The following is a 17,184-nucleotide window of genomic DNA, read 5'->3' on the forward strand; positions in this document are numbered from 1 at the left end:
CAGTGATCTTAGTGAGCGCTGGAGGTCACTTGTCGACCTGCGGCGCGATCCCAGATAATTGCCAGAACAACCATCACCACTGTTGGCATCAACCACGCCAGCCCCTGTTCCGCCAGCGGTAAACGCTGGGTCCAGGCCGGTAAGATGTCACCAATCGCAGAGGCTTTAATCCCGTCAAGGATACCAAAAACCAAGCTGATAAACATCGCCGGAGCAATGACGCGGGAAGAATTATGCCACCATGAGCGGGTAAAGCTTAATACAACCAGTGCGATACACGGCGGATAGATGGCTGTCAGCACCGGAATAGAAATCTGAATCAGATGGCTCAGACCCAGATTCGATACCACCATTGAGAAGCCGCCCAGAATAAACACCAGCGTGCGATAAGAGAGTGGGACGTACTGCGCAAAGAACTCCGCACATGCGCAGGTCAGGCCAACCGCCGTCACCAGACAGGCGATGAAAATCAGCGCCGCCAGCAGCAGGCTACCCGCGCCGCCGAAGGTATGCTGAACGTAAGCGTGCAGGATTGCCGCGCCGTTAGCAGACTGATCGACCAGCGTCGCGCTATCCGATCCCAGACGGAACAGCGCAAGGTACAGCAGCGTCAAACCCACACCCGCCATCAGGCCCGCCCAGACGGTATAACGGGTCAGCAGACGCGCTTCTTTAACGCCGCGCGAGCGCGCCGCATTGACGATAACGATACCAAACACCATTGCGCCCAGCGTATCCATCGTCAGATAGCCATTCACAAAGCCATTAGAGAACGCCGCGTTCTGGTAGGCGTCCATCGCGTCGCTAATCGGGCCGGCAGGCCAGATGATTGCCGCAACGGAGAGAATAATCAGCGCGATGATTTTCAGCGGCGCCAGGAAGTTACCCACCGTGTCCAGCAGCTTGCCCGGATAGAGCGATACCAGAATCACAATGGCGAAATACACCAGGCTGTAGATAAACAGCGGCAGTGCGGAATCGCCGGTCAGCGGCGCAATCCCGACTTCAAAGGAGACGGTCGCCGTACGCGGCGTTGCGAATAACGGCCCCACCGCCAGATAACAGACGGTCGCCAGCAGAACGCCAGCCACTTTACCAATCGGGGTGCTCAGGCTATCAACGCCGCCGCCGACTTTCGCCAGCGCCACAACGGTAAGTACCGGAAGACCAACGGCAGTAATCAGAAAGCCGAACGCCGCAGTCCAGACGTGTTCGCCTGCCTGCAAACCGACCATCGGCGGAAAGATAATATTGCCTGCGCCAACGAACAGCGCAAATGTCATAAAGCCCAGAGCGATAATATCGCGCGATTTTAACTGATGGGTCATAAAGTTTTACTGCCTGTGGATGTGGTGTTGAAAACGTTAAATTTTCTGCCCTTCCCTGCGGGACGATACAGCGGCATTTTTAAGCAATTCCAGCGGGATATGCTCCTGGGCTGGCGCGGCGAAGAATAGTTTTTCGATTTACCGCGTAAATGCAGTCGGTATGACAGCATCTGGAGCGCAATTTAAACGCTTATAACGTTTTAAAGCAAGGTGAGATCCAAAAACCAGAAGAATATAGCGATATGAAATTAGCAACCAGTACAAAACGCTATCCATAAGAAAAAGTCATGGCTAATCATGCGAACAAAAAAGCATCAGACGTTGAAAAATTCAGCAGAGTCTTCTTTACTGCAAAGAAAATAAGCCAGCATCCGCTGGCTTATGGAAAGCTAACCTTACGAACCACAATTAAGCGCAATTTTTGGCAATTAATCGTTCCGGCAGCACAAAGCTGAAGCGCGTCCCTTTACCCGGCGAACTGTCGATAATCAATCGACTCTCGTGATGATTCAGCGCATGTTTCACAATCGCCAGACCTAATCCGCTTCCCCCGGTTTGCCGCGACCGCGCTTTGTCCACACGGTAGAAACGCTCCGTCAGACGCGGAATATGCTCAGGCGCAATCCCCGGCCCGTTATCTTCCACGCTGAACTCCGCACCGTGGGTCACATGCTGCCAGCGCACGGTAATATGCGTTCCCGCAGGCGTATGATTTACCGCGTTATAGACCAGGTTCGAAATCGCGCTGCGCAACTGTTCTTCGTTGCCCAATACGCTCAGCCGGGCATCCACTTCAAACGTAAAGGTGTGTTTCTGCTGGCTGAGCGCCTGCGCCTCACGCTCAACAACACGCAGCATCATCGGCACGTCCACCCTTTCGTTCAACAGCAGCGCGGGCGCCGCCTCAATTTTCGACAGCGTCAGCAGTTGTTTCACCAGCCCTTCCATCCGGTGCGTTTGCTCACGCATCGTATGCAGCGCCTTCTCCCGCGTCGCGCCTTCCAGAGGCTGCTCCTGCATCATCTCCAGATAGCCCTGCAAGACGGTGAGCGGCGTGCGTAGTTCATGGCTGACGTTCGCGAAGAAATTGCGCCGCGCGCCCTCAAGCTGGTGCATCTGCGTCACGTCGCGTGCGACCATCAATAGTTGCTGATCGGTATAAGGCATCACGCGGATCTCCAGATGCCGCCCGGTGTTGAGCACCAGATTGAGCGGCCGGATAAAATCGCGTGTTTTGAGATACTGCGTAAATTCCGGGTAGCGCAGCAGGTTCAGAATGTTTTGCCCGTTGTCGTCCGGCCAGCGCAGCCCAAGCACCTGTTGCGCCAGTCCGTTACACCAGAAAATCCCGCCGTCTTCGGTTGTCAGCACCACCGCGTCGGGGAGGGATTCCGCCCCGCTGCGAAAGCGTTTAATCAGGTTTCCCAGTTCGCGACGCCGCTTTTTATTACGCAACTGCATCTGGTGCAGACCGTACAGCAGCGGCTCCCAGCTCCCGCGTCCCGGCGGCGGCGTCATACTCATATCGACCCACAGCCACCAGGAGAGGCGCAATAAATTCCAGAAATGCCAGATCAGCAATCCCGTTACCGACGCCAGTAAAAACCAGGGCAGATAACCAAAAAAAGCACTGAGGATAAAAGCGGGGATGCAGCAGAGGATCAGCTCCAGCACCAGCCTTTTCCATGACAGCCGTTCCAGCACGCGTCACACTCCCTTCAGAATAGTAAACCCGCCCGCCACACCGAGATGCCGGTCTGGCGGCAAGGTATTAAAAACGGGTCGAAAAGCGATACCCGGTTCCGCGTACCGTTTGCACCATACGATCGTGACCGCTGTGCTCCAGCGCTTTACGCAAACGACGAATATGCACATCGACCGTACGGTCTTCAACATACACATTCGTTCCCCAGACATGGTTGAGGAGTTGCTCGCGACTGTAGACGCGCTCAGGGTGCGTCATAAAGAAGTGTAACAATTTAAATTCGGTCGGCCCCATATCGAGCGGATTTTCCCCGGTCATCACGCGGTGCGAGGTTGGATCGAGACTAAGCCCCTGCATCTCAATCACCTCTTCTACCGCCATCGGCGAAATGCGGCGCATCACAGCTTTGATACGCGCCACCAGCTCTTTAGGGGAAAACGGCTTGGTGACATAGTCATCCGCCCCGGTTTCCAGCCCGCGCACGCGGTCTTCCTCTTCGCCTCTTGCCGTCAGCATAACCACAGGGATATCCCGGGTCATCGCTTCACGCTTGAGGTGTTTAATAAACTGAAGGCCCGACCCGCCGGGCAACATCCAGTCAAGGAGGATTAAATCCGGCCAGGGTTCATTCAGTTGGTTCACAGCACTGTCATAATCTTCGGCTTCTACTGGCTGAAAGCCATTTTGCTCGAGCACGAAGCAGACCATTTCACGAATTGGAGCTTCATCTTCTACGACCAGAATACGTCTCGCCATGATTTGCCCTGTTTAAATAAGTCGTTGTCATCAATGCGGCGCCATTATGCGTCAGATTTATGACAGATTTATGAAAAAGATAGTCGACATTCGGCTCAGGTTATTGATTTATGACAGTCACGAAACAAGATATTACCGTTCCCGACGGGTTATAATCCTGCCCACGCTTTTTCGTCATGGAACCGTTATGCGCATCCTTCACACCTCTGACTGGCATCTGGGACAAAACTTCTACAGCAAAAGCCGCGCCGCCGAGCACCAGGCGTTTCTCGACTGGCTGCTGGAAACCGCGCAATCTCACCAGGTGGATGCGATTATTGTCGCGGGTGACATTTTTGATACAGGATCGCCGCCAAGCTATGCCCGCGAGTTGTACAACCGGTTTGTTGTCAATTTACAGCAAACCGGCTGTCATCTGGTGGTGCTGGCCGGAAACCATGACTCCGTCGCCACGCTCAACGAATCCCGCGATATTCTGGCGTTTCTCAACACCACCGTGGTCGCCAGCGCAGGCCACGCGCCGCAGTACCTTTACCGTCGCGACGGCACGCCGGGCGCCGTGCTTTGCCCGATTCCGTTTTTACGCCCGCGCGACATCATCACCAGCCAGGCGGGGCTTTCGGGCAATGAAAAACAGCAGCATCTGCTCGGGGCGATCACTGATTATTACCAACAACAGTATCAGGAAGCCTGTAAGCTGCGCGGCGACGGCGATCAAACTCTGCCGGTTATCGCCACCGGGCACCTGACCACCGTTGGCGCCAGTAAAAGTGACGCGGTACGTGACATCTATATCGGCACGCTGGATGCCTTCCCGGCGCAAAACTTCCCTCCTGCCGATTATATCGCGCTGGGACACATTCACCGGGCGCAGATCATTGGCGGCACGGAACACATCCGCTACTGCGGCTCTCCGATCGCGCTGAGCTTTGATGAGTGCGGCAAAAGCAAATGCGTCCATCTGGTCAGTTTTGCAAACGGCAAATTACATCAAGTAGAGAACCTCACCGTTCCCGTCACTCAACCGCTGGCGGTGCTGAAAGGCGATCTGGCCTCCATCACCGAACAACTTGAGCAATGGCGAGATGCTCACCAGGAGCCTCCCGTCTGGCTGGATATTGAAATCACCACCGACGAATACCTTCACGATATGCAGCGCAAAATTCAGGCATTAACGGAGTCGCTGCCCGTTGAGGTTTTGCTGGTGCGCCGCAGTCGGGAAAATCGCGAACGCATTATGGCTAACGAACGACGTGAAACCCTGAGCGAACTGCGCGTGGAAGACGTTTTTACCCGCCGTCTGGCGCTGGAAGAGCTGGATGAGCCCCAGCGTGAACGTCTGACGCAGCTTTTTACCACCACCCTACATTCTCTGGCCGGGGAGCATGACGCATGAAGATTCTCAGCCTGCGCCTGAAAAACCTCAACTCCCTGAAGGGAGAATGGAAAGTCGATTTCACAGCAGAACCTTTTGCCAGCAACGGGCTGTTTGCCATCACCGGGCCGACCGGCGCGGGGAAAACCACGCTGCTCGACGCCATCTGTCTTGCGCTCTATCACGAGACGCCGCGCCTGAGCACCGTTTCGCAATCGCAAAACGATCTGATGACCCGCGATACGGCCGAATGCCTCGCCGAAGTGGAGTTCGAGGTTAAAGGCGAGTCTTACCGCGCTTTCTGGAGCCAGAACCGCGCCCGCAATCAGTCGGACGGAAACCTGCAAGTGCCGCGCGTGGAGCTGGCGCGCTGCGCCGACGGAAAAATCCTCGCCGATAAGGTCAAAGATAAGCTGGAGATGACGGCATCGCTTACCGGGCTGGATTACGGACGCTTTACCCGCTCCATGCTGCTGTCGCAGGGGCAGTTCGCTGCGTTTCTCAATGCGAAGCCAAAAGAGCGCGCCGAGCTTCTGGAAGAACTGACCGGAACCGAAATCTACGGGCAGATCTCCGCACTGGTGTTTGAAAAGCACAAGACCGCCCGCACCGACCTGGAAAAGCTTCAGGCGCAGGCCAGCGGCGTCTCGCTGTTAGCGCCGGAGCAGCAGCATTCCCTCAATGAAAGTTTGCAGGCGCTCACTGACGAAGAAAAACAGCTGCTCGCCCGCCAGCAGCTTCACCAGCAACATCTGCACTGGATGACCCGTCAGAATGAGTTGCAGGCTGAAATGAATCGCCGCCAGCAGGCGCTGCGGGTTGCCCAGGAAGAACAGGAAAACGCGCAGCCGCAGCTGGCCGCGCTGAAGCTGGCGCATCCTGCCCGGCAGTTACGCCCACACTGGGAACGCATTGAGGAACAAACCGCTGCCGCCGGGCGCACACGTCAGCAAATTCAGGAAGTAAATACTCGCTTACAAAGCGTATTACACCTGCGCAGCCGCATTCGACACAGCGCTCAACAACAATCCGCCGAACTGCGCGCCACCATGCAGACGCTGACCGGGTGGCTCACCGAACATGAACGCTTCCGCTTGTGGAGCAGTGAACTGGCAGGCTGGCGTGCGCTGTTTGCTCAACAGTCCAGCGATAAAGCGCAGTTGCTTAAATGGCAGCAGCAGTGTGCAAGCGATATCCGCAAGCGTGACGCGCTTCCACCGAATCCTCTGACGCTTACGCCAGAAGAGGCCACGGCAGCGCTGGCGCAGCATACGCAACAGCAGCCGCTGCGTCAGCGTCTCGCCAGCCTGCATGGGCAGATAGCGCCTAAGCAAAAACGACGGGAACAACTGCAAACCGCGATCCAGAATAGTCAGCAGGAGTTGGCCCGACGCAATGCGGCGCTGGAGGATAAGCGACAGAAATATAAAGAAAAAAATCAGCAGTTCATGGATGTGAAAACGATTTGCGAGCAGGAGGCGCGCATCAAAGATCTGGAAAGCCAGCGAGCGCTGCTGCAATCCGGCCAGCCATGCCCGCTCTGCGGCTCGACCTCGCATCCGGCGATTGCATCCTATCAGGCACTCGAACCCGGCGTGAATCAGGCGCGGCGCGATGCACTGGAAAAAGAGGTCAAGACGCTGGCGGAAGAAGGCGCCGCCTTACGCGGGCAACTGGAAACATTAACGCAGCAGCTACACCGCGACGAAAGCGAAGCGCAGGCACTGGTAAAAGAGGAGCAAGCGCTCACTCAAGAATGGCAGACGCTGTGTGACGCGCTGAAAATTACGCTGCACCCTCAGGACGATATTTCACCGTGGCTTACCGCCCGGCAGGACTATGAACAACAGCTGTATCAGCTCAGCCAGCGCCATATGTTGCAGGCGCAGATCGCCGCCCATACCGGGCAGGTTACGCAGTTTCAGCAGCAAATCGACCAGCGTCAAACTACGCTGCTGTCTGAACTGCGCCGCTACGGGTTATCTCTGCCCGCCGACGGAGAAGAAGCGTCGTGGTTAAACGCCCGCGCGGATGACGCGCAAACATGGCAACAGCGCCAGACGGAACTGGGCGAGCTACAAACGCGCATCGCGCAGTTGGTTCCCCTGCTGGAAACACTACCGGAAACAGATATTCTCCCGGAGAGCGACGAGCGCGTGGCGCTGGATAACTGGCGGCAGGTACATGATGATTGCGTTTCGCTACAGAGCCAGTGGCAGACCTTGCAGCAGCAGGAAGCGCAGGAAATGCAGCGGATAGCACAGGCGCAGGCGCACTTTGACGCCGCGCTCAAGGCCAGCGTATTTGACGATCGCGCCGCCTTCCTTGCCGCGCTGCTGGATGATGAGGCCATCGCCCGCCTCGAACAACATCGCCAGGCGCTGGAAAACCAGTTACAGCAGGCGCAGGCCTTAGCCGCTCAGGCGAGCCAGGCGCTGGCAGAACATCAACAACATCCGCCCGAGGGGCTGGATCTCACGCTCACGCCTGAACACATTCAGCAGGCCGTGACGCAATTAACCGGACAACTGCGGGACAATACGACGCGTCAGGGGGAGATCCGCCAGCAGCTCAAACAGGATGCGGGTAACCGCCAACAGCAGCAGTCTCTGATGCTGGAGATTGAAAACGCCTCGCAGCAGGTGGAGGACTGGGGTTATCTGAACGCGTTAATCGGCTCTAAAGAGGGCGATAAATTCCGCAAATTTGCTCAGGGACTGACGCTGGATAACCTGGTCTGGCTGGCGAACAATCAGCTGACTCGCCTGCATGGTCGTTACCTGCTCCAGCGCAAGGCCAGCGAAGCGCTGGAACTGGAGGTGGTCGATACCTGGCAAGCGGATGCCGTTCGCGATACCCGCACGCTGTCCGGCGGCGAAAGTTTCCTGGTCAGTCTGGCACTGGCGTTGGCGTTGTCCGATCTGGTCAGCCACAAAACGCGCATCGACTCCCTGTTCCTTGATGAAGGGTTCGGCACGCTGGACAGCGAGACGCTGGATACCGCGCTGGATGCCCTGGACGCGCTGAATGCCACCGGTAAGACAATTGGCGTAATAAGCCATGTGGAAGCGATGAAAGAACGCATTCCTGTGCAAATTAAGGTGAAGAAAATCAACGGGCTGGGTTACAGCAAACTGGATAAGATGTTTGCTGTGGAATGACGGTTGTTTTGCCGGATGGCGGCGTAAACGCCTTATCCGGCCTACAGAGAGCATGCTGTAGGCCCGGTAAGCGTAGCGCCACCGGGCATTATGCCTTATCCGGCAAAAAACGATTACTCCTGCGGCCACAACCATGCCGCGCCGCGAACGCCGCTGGAATCGCCATGTAACGCCTTACGAACCGGCGTTTCGCATTCGCCGCCAAAAACAAACGGTTTAATCAACGATGGCACGGTGTTGTACAACCGATCGACATTGCTCATCCCGCCGCCTAACACGATAACGTCCGGGTCGAGGATGTTGACCACATGGGCTAACGATTTCGCCAGGCGCAGTTCATAACGGCTAAGCGCCCGTTCCGCCAGCGCGTCCTGCTCGTTAACCAGACGGATAATGTCATTCCCTTTCAGCGGATGACCACTCAGACGATGGTAATCCGTGGCAAACCCGGTTCCTGAGATAAAGGTTTCAATGCAGCCTTGTTTGCCACAGTAGCAGGGCACTTCTTCACGGTAGCGCAGTTCATCTTCATCCATCCACGGCAAGGGATTGTGTCCCCACTCGCCTGCCGTACCGTTGCCGCCGGTATGCGCCCGACCGTTCAGCGCCACGCCAGCCCCGCACCCGGTGCCGATGATCACCGCAAAAACGGTCTGCGCTCCGGCCGCCGCGCCATCCACCGCTTCGGACACCGCCAGACAGTTAGCGTCGTTCGCCAGGCGCACTTCCCGCTGCAAACGCGCACTCAAATCTTTATCGAACGGCTGACCGTTAAGCCAGGTTGAGTTGGCGTTCTTTACCACGCCGGTATAGGGCGAGATCGAACCGGGAATACCCATCCCTACCGTACCCGTCTGGCCCGTCGCCTTTTCCGCCATCTCGACCAGCGAAGCGATGGTCTCTATCGTTTGTCGATAATCATCCCGCGGCGTAGGCAGACGATGGCGAAACAGCTGTTCCCCCGCATCGCCGAGCGCAATTACTTCCGTTTTCGTGCCGCCTAAATCGATACCTATACGCACACATCGCTCCTCATTTTTAGGGAATATCAACAGAGTAGAGGCGGGTGTTCTGGTTGGCAATGCAAGCCCGCCGACAATTCGTTATTATACCCGCTGGATTTAACGACAAGGCCGTGGAAATTATCATGCTGTGGTTCAAAAATTTAATGGTTTACCGTCTTAGCCGCGATATTTCGTTGCGCGCCGAGGAGATGGAAAAACAGCTAGCCTCGATGACGTTTACCCCTTGCGGCAGCCAGGATATGGCAAAAATGGGCTGGGTTCCGCCAATGGGATCGCACAGCGATGCGTTAACGCATACCGCCAATGGCCAAATTATTATCTGCGCGCGCAAAGAAGAGAAGATTCTGCCGTCGCCGGTGATCAAGCAAGCGCTGGAAGCGAAAATCGCCAAACTGGAAGCTGATCAGGGGCGCAAGCTGAAAAAAACGGAAAAAGACTCGCTGAAAGATGAAGTGCTGCACTCACTGTTGCCGCGCGCCTTTAGCCGTTTTAGTCAGACAATGATGTGGATCGACACCGTTAACGGTCTGATCATGGTCGATTGCGCAAGCGCTAAAAAAGCGGAAGATACGCTGGCGTTGCTGCGTAAAAGCCTCGGCTCGCTGCCGGTGGTTCCGCTGGCGCTGGAAAATCCTATCGAGCTGACGCTCACCGAATGGGTGCGTTCCGGTACGGTGGCGCAGGGATTCCAGTTGCTGGACGAAGCAGAGCTGAAAGCAATGCTGGAAGACGGCGGCGTGATCCGCGCGAAGAAACAGGATCTGGTCAGCGACGAGATCGCCGTGCACATTGAAGCGGGTAAAGTGGTCACGAAACTGGCGCTCGACTGGCAGCAGCACATTCAGTTTTTGATCTGCGATGACGGTTCGATCAAACGCCTGAAGTTCAGCGATGAACTGCGCGATCAAAACGAAGATATCGATCGCGAAGACTACGCTCAGCGTTTTGATGCCGATTTCATTCTGATGACGGGTGAGTTGGCGGCGTTAATTCAAAGCCTGGTTGAAGGTCTGGGCGGCGAAGCGCAACGCTAAGTGAATATTCCCTCTCCGCCGGGAGAGGGAAGCGCCATTATAAATAGCGGCAAAGATAGGACGTCGGTTCAGCCACCTGCAAATGGAACTCACTTTGGCCAGGGACGTTAAACACCTCGCCCGCTGCGTAGACTTTCCACTCGGTTTCCCCCGGAAGCAGTACGTTCAACGCGCCACTGACCACCGTCATCTCCTCCGGCGCAGCAGTGCTAAAGGCATATTCGCCTTCCGCCATCACGCCGACACTGGCGCGACCAGTACTGCTGCTGGTAAAGCCGATCGATTTCACTTTGCCGGAAAAGTATTCGTTACTTTGTAGCATAAACTGGCCCTTTCTCATGGTTACGTTAAGCACCAATATAGGGTCGCGACCTTCTGCCTGTCACGCAAAATTAACCGAGTAATTCCGAAGCCAGCCGTGCAATCAATACATTAGAGAGCAAGACCGGAACATCCAGCGCTCTTTGCAATAAATCACGATGACGCTGATTAAATCCAATGGAATCCAGCATGATCACATCCGCGCCCTGTTCCAGCAAATCTTTACCGGCATCAATCAGTTGTTGTTCCGATCCCTGAACGGGATTCGCCAAAGAAAAGACCGGAGGACGTTGTAAGACCTGCCATTTTCTCGCCTGTACATCCAGTAACTCTTCAACCGGCACAATCACGCCCACCTGGTGGCCATCAACAATCGACGCCACTAACGGCGGGATAATACGCAACGGCTCCAGCAGGATCGTGTTACGCGCGGTCATACTGTTAATCGCGGCGGTATTCATCAATAAAATGACATCGTAGCCCTGGTTATCCAGCACTTCGATAATACTTTGCAGGTCGCGCTCCACTTTCTGGCGCGAAACATGGACGATTTGGTTATCACTGAGCAACGTTAATAGCGGATCGTCTCCGGCCTCAACGGCGTACTCCGCCAACACCTCTTCACGGCTGATCTCACCCAACAGACTATGATGGGTAATATGTTGCTCATCGATATACTCCGTCAGAAGCGGCAGCACTTCGCTCATTGGCACAACGCCGATCGTGAGGATAGCCAACGACGCACTCATTTTCTGTTCCACCTTCTTTTTACTTCGTCGTTAATTCCCGGGTAAATGCCTGGACACTTACCTGCCCTGCGCTACAAATGCAGAAAAGCGTAGCAGGAGATCGGCAATGCATTGTGTAAAGATTCCAAATCACTCCAGTAGTATATTGTTATCGTTTAATTTTCAGTTTTAGCAGAATGCGGCAATGAGTGAAAAGTGTGATGCAAGTACGTTGTGACGTGACTCAGTCGCCTTGCCGGGCGTTCCACACTTCAGGATTTATCAGCTTTTATCGGGATCTTCATAGCGCGTTTTGGCATCCATCGCTTCCTGCGCGGAAGGATGCTCGCTGATCAGTGCGTTAGGTTCGGGATAGTCGGCGCGGAGCTGATACCAGGTCACCGTCTGACCTGGCGTTCCTTTCTCAACGGTGACGATATACGCTTCCCGGGGATAAGGCGGTTTTGTTGGCATAGTTCTTCCTTTTTACTGGATGAACTTTAATTATAGACGCCGCCCTGCAATCGTTGCGCCGCCTGCGACAACGCCGCAAGAATTTCAGAAACAACCTGGTCAGGGGCATGGCTCGCATCGATGATGTAATGCGCGGCTTCACGATACAGCGCGTCGCGCTGTTCGAGCACTTCCTGCACCTCTTCACTTAAGGGCTTGCCGGTTAGCGTCGGGCGCAGTCCCTCTTCTGGCGCAGCCTCCAGCCGGTTCACCAGCGTGGACACTGGCGCGCTTAAATAAATCACAATGCCATTTTCGCGCATATAGCGACGATTGTATTCGGTGAGGATGCTCCCTCCCCCCGTCGCAACCACCGTTGACGGCGCGGTAACTGCCTTCAGCGCTGCTGTTTCTCTGGCGCGAAAGCTGTCCCACCCTTCCCGGTCAACAATCTCCGCAACCGTCATCTGGACGTGCGATTGCAACCACCGATCGGTATCGACAAACTGGAAATCCACTGCCTGCGCAAGCGCCATACCGGTTGTTGTTTTACCACAGCCGCGAGGGCCAACAAGAAAGAGAGGTTGCGTCATAGCGGGCTTTCCCCAGAGAGCCGCAAAGGTGCGGGATCTGATGTCATCAAAGTAATAATCATACCACCAAACTAGTACATCGTTAAATGTAAATAAATCATTCCACAAAAACCGTGAAAGATTGTACGCGCTTACTATAACAAGAAATCATCAGCAGCAAAGTGTAAAAATAACATTACATTTAGCGCGTTCTGCGCTGGACTTCCAGCCACCACTTATCCAGCTCGGCGGCGAAATGCTGGCGATCGCGCGGAGAAAGGCTGTCCGGCCCGCCCGTCTGAATCCCGCTGGCGCGCAGGGTATCCATAAAATCACGCATTGTCAGGCGTTCGCGGATCGTTGACTCCGTATAGCGTTCACCGCGTGGATTCAGCGCCGCCGCCCCTTTTTCCAGCACTTCAGAGGCCAGCGGGATATCCGCCGTAATGACCAAATCTCCGGCTTCGCACTGACGCACAATCTCGTTGTCAGCGACATCAAATCCGGCGGGTACGCGCAGTGTGCGGATAAAACGCGAAGGCGGTACGCGTAAATTCTGGTTTGCCACCAGAATAAGCGGCATCTGCATACGTTCAGACGCACGGTACAGAATCTCTTTAATCACATTCGGACACGCATCCGCATCCACCCATATTGTCATAACCGCTCCAGGCTCATGTGCAATCGTCTATTGTCTCGTGCTTTTGTCTTCCGTCAAAGTGCTGTTTCTCCTTCATGAGACTTTCAATCCACGTTAAGCTAATAACCCCAACTAAAAATACGCATAGGGAGTGACGAAATGGAGAAGAAAATCGGTTTTATCGGTTGCGGTAATATGGGAAAAGCCATTCTGGGCGGCCTGATTGCCAGCGGTCAGGTTCTCCCCGGGCAAATCTGGGTCTATACCCCGTCCCCGGATAACGTCGCCGCGCTGCACGATCGGTACGGCATCAATGCGGCGCAGAGTGCGCAGGACGTCGCGCAGGTTGCGGATATCGTTTTCGGCGCCGTGAAGCCGGGCATCATGATTAAAGTGCTGAGCGAAATCAGCTCCAGCCTGAACAAGGACTCATTAGTCGTCTCTATCGCTGCGGGGGTCACGCTCGATCAGCTGGCGCGCGCGCTGGGGCACGATCGCAAAATTGTTCGCGCGATGCCAAACACGCCGTCTTTAGTCAACGCGGGCATGACCTCCATAACGCCAAATGCGCTGGTCACGCCGGAAGATACCGCTGACGTGCTGAACATTTTCCGCTGCTTTGGCGAAGCGGAAGTGATTGCCGAGTCGATGATCCACCCCGTCGTTGGGGTCAGCGGTTCCGCTCCGGCTTATGTCTTCATGTTTATTGAGGCGATGGCCGATGCTGCGGTGCTGGGCGGAATGCCTCGCGCGCAGGCCTATCAATTCGCCGCGCAGGCCGTAATGGGCTCAGCCAAAATGGTGCTCGAAACGGGTAAACATCCGGGTGAACTGAAAGATATGGTGTGCTCGCCTGGCGGGACGACCATTGAAGCCGTTCGCGTGCTGGAGGAGCGAGGGTTCCGGGCGTCGATTATCGAAGCGATGGCGAAGTGTATGGAAAAATCAGAGAAACTCAGTAAATCCTGAGCCAGTTGCCGGACGTCAGGCCGCCACTTCGGTACGGTTACGTCCGGCGTTCTTTGCTTTATAAAGCGCCATATCCGCCGATTTCAGCCATTCCCGGTAGTGTCCGATTTGCGTGGTCAATGGCGCAACGCCCACGCTGATGCGCAAAATAACCTGTGGCGCGCACGGCAGGCGTAACGCGTTTAATCGCTCATGAACCCGCGACATCGCGGCAATCGCGTTATCCGCTGGCGTACCGCACATGATCACCGCAAACTCGTCGCCGCCAAAACGTCCTATCACATCGCTGCCGCGCAGCGTCATCTGCAACTGGCGCGTCAGGGCAATAATCGCCTCATCTCCGACATCGTGCCCCCAGGTATCGTTAATGCTCTTAAAGTGATCGATATCGATGATGAGCAACGTGGCGTCCCGGTGGTAGCGGCGACAGTTATCAAATTCATTACGCAACAATATTTCCCAGTGACGCCGGTTATAGACGCCGGTCATGCCATCCCGCATGCTCATCACCTGTAGCCTGCGTTTATGTTCCGCCAGTTTGGTCGCCGTCTGGTAACTCACCCAGGCAAACAGTAAGGGATAAATCACAATCACCGGCAGGGAGAACCACCACTCCAGCGGCGCGCTGCGAAAAGCCACGGTAATTCCGGTCAGCTGTAACGTCACCAGACATGACACAACCATTAACACCATACCGGCAATAAAGAGCCGCAGCCCTCCCGCGCCCATCAAATTCATACACATCATCATCAGCAGAGCCGTGGAGGGCAGCACGTTGACGCCCATCACCCCAACCCAGACGCCAGCAAGAATGGCGTCCGCCTTTAAGTTGTATATTTCCCGGCTTAAAGGATCGATGGCTTTACTCGCCAGTTGCCACGCCAGGTGCGGCCAGACGAAAGACCAGCCGACCAGAAACAACCACCATCCTCCCGCAATCGGTTGTGAAGCCAGTACGGCGGCGATCGGGAGAAACATCCATCCCAGTCCTACCGCACGCGGCAGTCTCACCCGCCTGGCGAATCGCAGCCCGGAGCGTTGATGGTCATTTTGAGGAGAGTGAGGTGGCTCACTCTGTGCGACCGCTTTTTTGTAAAAGTTTTCATCATTCATTATTTTTTGGGAACATTCTGAAACAATTTTCCCAAATTATAGAGAGGGGGATTGTGAAGGAAGTATGAAATTTCGGGTGAGTGATTTTCTCAGCTCACCCGTTAGCACTATGCGGATTTTTTCAGACAGGCACTCATAAACTTGCTGCGATCGTCGCCTTTCAGCGACTGGTCCGTCGCCTGCTGGTTGCACTCACGCATTCTCTGTTGCTGCGGCGTCAGGCTTTTCTCACCAGGGGCAGATTTACTGTTTTTCAGGCAATCGCTCATGTAGGTCTTACGCGCATCCCCTTTTAACGCCTGCGCCGTCGCCTGCTGATTGCAGCTCGTCATACGTTGTTGTTGCGGGGTTAATGTCTTCTCGGCAGCGCCGACGGCGGTTAAAAAAACCAGCCCAAACAGCAGGGTAACCAGTAATGTTATTTTCATAGCACCATCCTTCTGTGAGTATTGACACTACACGTCATCCTTCTGGTTACGTGCGCCGTAACCGAAGGAGGCTAACTCTAAGTCTGGCTGCTGACGACGAAAATACCACCTGACGGCAAAAGTATTGCCGTCAGGAGTCCGTTTACTTCAGTCCCAACGCCGCTTTCATGGTGTAAAACAGATCGGTCTGGTCCGTTAATCCGACGACATTCGCCGCATGCGGGCCGTATGCGGCAATGCGCAACTGGCTGCCGGTATGTTCCTGCGACTCCTCTTCCGAGTTGCCGTAGCTGATGACCATCACCGCGCCATCTTTGGTATTTAACGCCTGCGTCAGTCCCGGCGCTTTGCTTTCCGGCGCGATAATCTGGCTGGAATGCGCATGATCGGCAGTCACCACAACCAGGGTATTGCCCTCTTTTTTAGCGAATGCGAGCGCACGCTGTACGGCTTCGTCCAGATCGACCGTTTCGCCAATCTGCCCGCATGGGTTGGCGGCGTGATCCTGTTTATCGATGGATGCGCCTTCAACCTGCAAGAAGAAGCCTTTTTCATTCTTACTCAACAGCTCAATCGCTTTGTCCGTCATTTGCGCCAGCGTAGGCACGGTATCATCGCGCTGCGGGTTTGCCTTGCAGGTCACCGCAGGTTGTTCAAGGTTGCCGTGATAAGAGGCTTTCGGGCCTTCCCAGCGAACCGGCATGTTGCCGTCGGAGAACAAGCCCAGCAGCGGCTTATCCTGATTTGCCGCCGTTACCGCCTTCAGCGAGGCGGCATCGTTCACCAGCTGATATCCCCGCGCCAGCGCCTGCTCACGCAGCGTTTTCCCCTGCCATTCGCCTGCTGTCGCCATTTCAGCAAAGGTGGCCGCGCCGCCGCCAAGCGTAACGTCCGCCCGCGCATTCAGCAGTTGCTCGGTGATCGACCCTTTTCCACCCTTCTCCAGCGCGTTTGTCGGACAAAGAGTGCTGGTAAGGCTGGGGCCGTAGCATTTGCGTGAGGTTACATGGGAGACTAACGCAGCGGGTGTCGCATCCTGTAATTCTGCGGTCGAGACGTTGCCCGTCGCCAGACCTGCCGCTTTGGCCATCTCCAGGATCGTGGTGTGATCTTTTTCGTGGATATCGACGCCTAACGCGCCGTTATAGGTTTTTACTCCCGTCGACCACGCCGTTGCCGACGCGGCGGAATCTGTGACGTAATCCGGTTTGCCCGTTTCTTTATCCAGCGCGTAATGGGTGTATTGCCCGGTCAACGGTAAAGCATCAATTCCTTTAAAAAAGCCGCCGGCCCCTTGCGCATAATTTCGCGCCGCAGTGATTTCAGAATCACCCATACCGTCGCCAATCAGCAGGATAATATTTTTGGCCGGTTTATCGCTCAACGAATCTCGCAGCGCCGCCGTTTGATCGCCCGCTAATCGGCGCGCCCCGCCCGGCGTGGTAATATCTCCCTGTGCGGCACGATTATCCAGCACCGTCATCGCGGACGTCCTGGCATGCGTAATGGGGGTAAACAGCAGAGGTAACAGGGCAATAGCAATAGCGCTTTGTTTCACTTTATTTTCTCCATGTGC

Annotated in this window: 16 protein-coding genes; 4 read left to right on the forward strand and 12 right to left on the reverse strand. The window is 55.3% G+C overall.

Annotation, left to right across the window (positions count from 1 at the left end; translation table 11 throughout):
• Positions 1 to 8: 8 nt before the first annotated feature.
• The 3 genes from brnQ to phoB all read right to left on the reverse strand — a co-directional run bounded on the left by brnQ (position 9) and on the right by phoB (position 3,789).
• A complete protein-coding gene (brnQ, locus tag OGV83_RS02725; protein WP_012133587.1) occupies positions 9 to 1,328 on the reverse strand; it encodes a branched-chain amino acid transporter carrier protein BrnQ in 1,320 nt (439 codons plus the stop codon).
• Positions 1,329 to 1,736: 408 nt separating this feature from the next.
• Positions 1,737 to 3,032 (reverse strand): phosphate regulon sensor histidine kinase PhoR, encoded by a 1,296-nt coding sequence (gene phoR, locus OGV83_RS02730; protein ID WP_012133590.1) that lies wholly within the window; start codon positions 3,030 to 3,032, stop codon positions 1,737 to 1,739.
• Positions 3,033 to 3,099: 67 nt separating this feature from the next.
• Positions 3,100 to 3,789 (reverse strand): phosphate response regulator transcription factor PhoB, encoded by a 690-nt coding sequence (gene phoB / locus OGV83_RS02735; RefSeq protein ID WP_012133591.1) that lies wholly within the window; start codon positions 3,787 to 3,789, stop codon positions 3,100 to 3,102.
• A 187-nt stretch (positions 3,790 to 3,976) separates the two neighbouring features.
• Here phoB and sbcD point away from each other — a divergent pair, with 187 nt between their 5' ends.
• On the forward strand, positions 3,977 to 5,185 hold the full coding sequence (gene sbcD / locus OGV83_RS02740; RefSeq protein WP_058669151.1) for an exonuclease subunit SbcD: 1,209 nt from the start codon (positions 3,977 to 3,979) through the stop codon (positions 5,183 to 5,185).
• A complete protein-coding gene (gene sbcC / locus OGV83_RS02745) occupies positions 5,182 to 8,325 on the forward strand; it encodes an exonuclease subunit SbcC (RefSeq protein ID WP_286463113.1) in 3,144 nt (1,047 codons plus the stop codon). Before sbcD ends, sbcC begins: the two co-directional genes overlap by 4 nt.
• Positions 8,326 to 8,438: 113 nt before the next feature.
• On the opposite strand, the gene mak is transcribed toward sbcC, so the two are convergent.
• Complete coding sequence (gene mak, locus OGV83_RS02750) at positions 8,439 to 9,347, reverse strand: fructokinase (RefSeq protein ID WP_047458524.1); 909 nt, start codon at positions 9,345 to 9,347, stop codon at positions 8,439 to 8,441.
• Between the two features lie 125 nt (positions 9,348 to 9,472).
• Here mak and rdgC point away from each other — a divergent pair, with 125 nt between their 5' ends.
• Positions 9,473 to 10,384, forward strand: a complete 912-nt coding sequence (rdgC, locus tag OGV83_RS02755) for a recombination-associated protein RdgC (RefSeq protein WP_248622860.1) — start codon at positions 9,473 to 9,475, stop codon at positions 10,382 to 10,384.
• Between the two features lie 37 nt (positions 10,385 to 10,421).
• Here the strand turns inward: rdgC and ppnP are convergent, their stop codons facing one another.
• From ppnP to OGV83_RS02780, 5 genes are all read right to left on the reverse strand, one after another.
• Complete coding sequence (gene ppnP / locus OGV83_RS02760; RefSeq protein WP_024130605.1) at positions 10,422 to 10,706, reverse strand: pyrimidine/purine nucleoside phosphorylase; 285 nt, start codon at positions 10,704 to 10,706, stop codon at positions 10,422 to 10,424.
• A gap of 70 nt (positions 10,707 to 10,776) precedes the next feature.
• A complete protein-coding gene (locus tag OGV83_RS02765) occupies positions 10,777 to 11,454 on the reverse strand; it encodes an AroM family protein (RefSeq protein ID WP_012133600.1) in 678 nt (225 codons plus the stop codon).
• Between the two features lie 261 nt (positions 11,455 to 11,715).
• On the reverse strand, positions 11,716 to 11,907 hold the full coding sequence (gene yaiA, locus OGV83_RS02770; RefSeq protein WP_012133601.1) for a protein YaiA: 192 nt from the start codon (positions 11,905 to 11,907) through the stop codon (positions 11,716 to 11,718).
• 26 nt (positions 11,908 to 11,933) lie between these two features.
• A complete protein-coding gene (gene aroL / locus OGV83_RS02775) occupies positions 11,934 to 12,479 on the reverse strand; it encodes a shikimate kinase AroL (RefSeq protein ID WP_248622861.1) in 546 nt (181 codons plus the stop codon).
• A 181-nt stretch (positions 12,480 to 12,660) separates the two neighbouring features.
• Positions 12,661 to 13,119, reverse strand: a complete 459-nt coding sequence (locus tag OGV83_RS02780; RefSeq protein ID WP_012133603.1) for a YaiI/YqxD family protein — start codon at positions 13,117 to 13,119, stop codon at positions 12,661 to 12,663.
• A gap of 138 nt (positions 13,120 to 13,257) precedes the next feature.
• Between OGV83_RS02780 and proC the strand changes: the two genes are divergently transcribed.
• Positions 13,258 to 14,067 carry a pyrroline-5-carboxylate reductase gene (proC, locus tag OGV83_RS02785; protein WP_104869007.1) on the forward strand — a complete coding sequence of 270 codons (810 nt, stop codon included), beginning with the start codon at positions 13,258 to 13,260 and terminating at the stop codon, positions 14,065 to 14,067.
• Positions 14,068 to 14,082: 15 nt separating this feature from the next.
• On the opposite strand, the gene adrA is transcribed toward proC, so the two are convergent.
• From adrA to phoA, 3 genes are all read right to left on the reverse strand, one after another.
• Entirely contained in the window at positions 14,083 to 15,180 is a 1,098-nt protein-coding gene (gene adrA, locus OGV83_RS02790; RefSeq protein WP_012133605.1) for a diguanylate cyclase AdrA, read from the reverse strand.
• Positions 15,181 to 15,287: 107 nt separating this feature from the next.
• On the reverse strand, positions 15,288 to 15,608 hold the full coding sequence (gene psiF, locus OGV83_RS02795) for a phosphate starvation-inducible protein PsiF (protein WP_012133606.1): 321 nt from the start codon (positions 15,606 to 15,608) through the stop codon (positions 15,288 to 15,290).
• Between the two features lie 142 nt (positions 15,609 to 15,750).
• Positions 15,751 to 17,166, reverse strand: a complete 1,416-nt coding sequence (phoA, locus tag OGV83_RS02800) for an alkaline phosphatase (RefSeq protein ID WP_104869008.1) — start codon at positions 17,164 to 17,166, stop codon at positions 15,751 to 15,753.
• Positions 17,167 to 17,184 lie beyond the last annotated feature (18 nt).

Origin of the sequence: Citrobacter sp. CK189 (assembly GCF_030333505.1) — a bacterium.
GTDB lineage: Bacteria > Pseudomonadota > Gammaproteobacteria > Enterobacterales > Enterobacteriaceae > Citrobacter_B > Citrobacter_B koseri.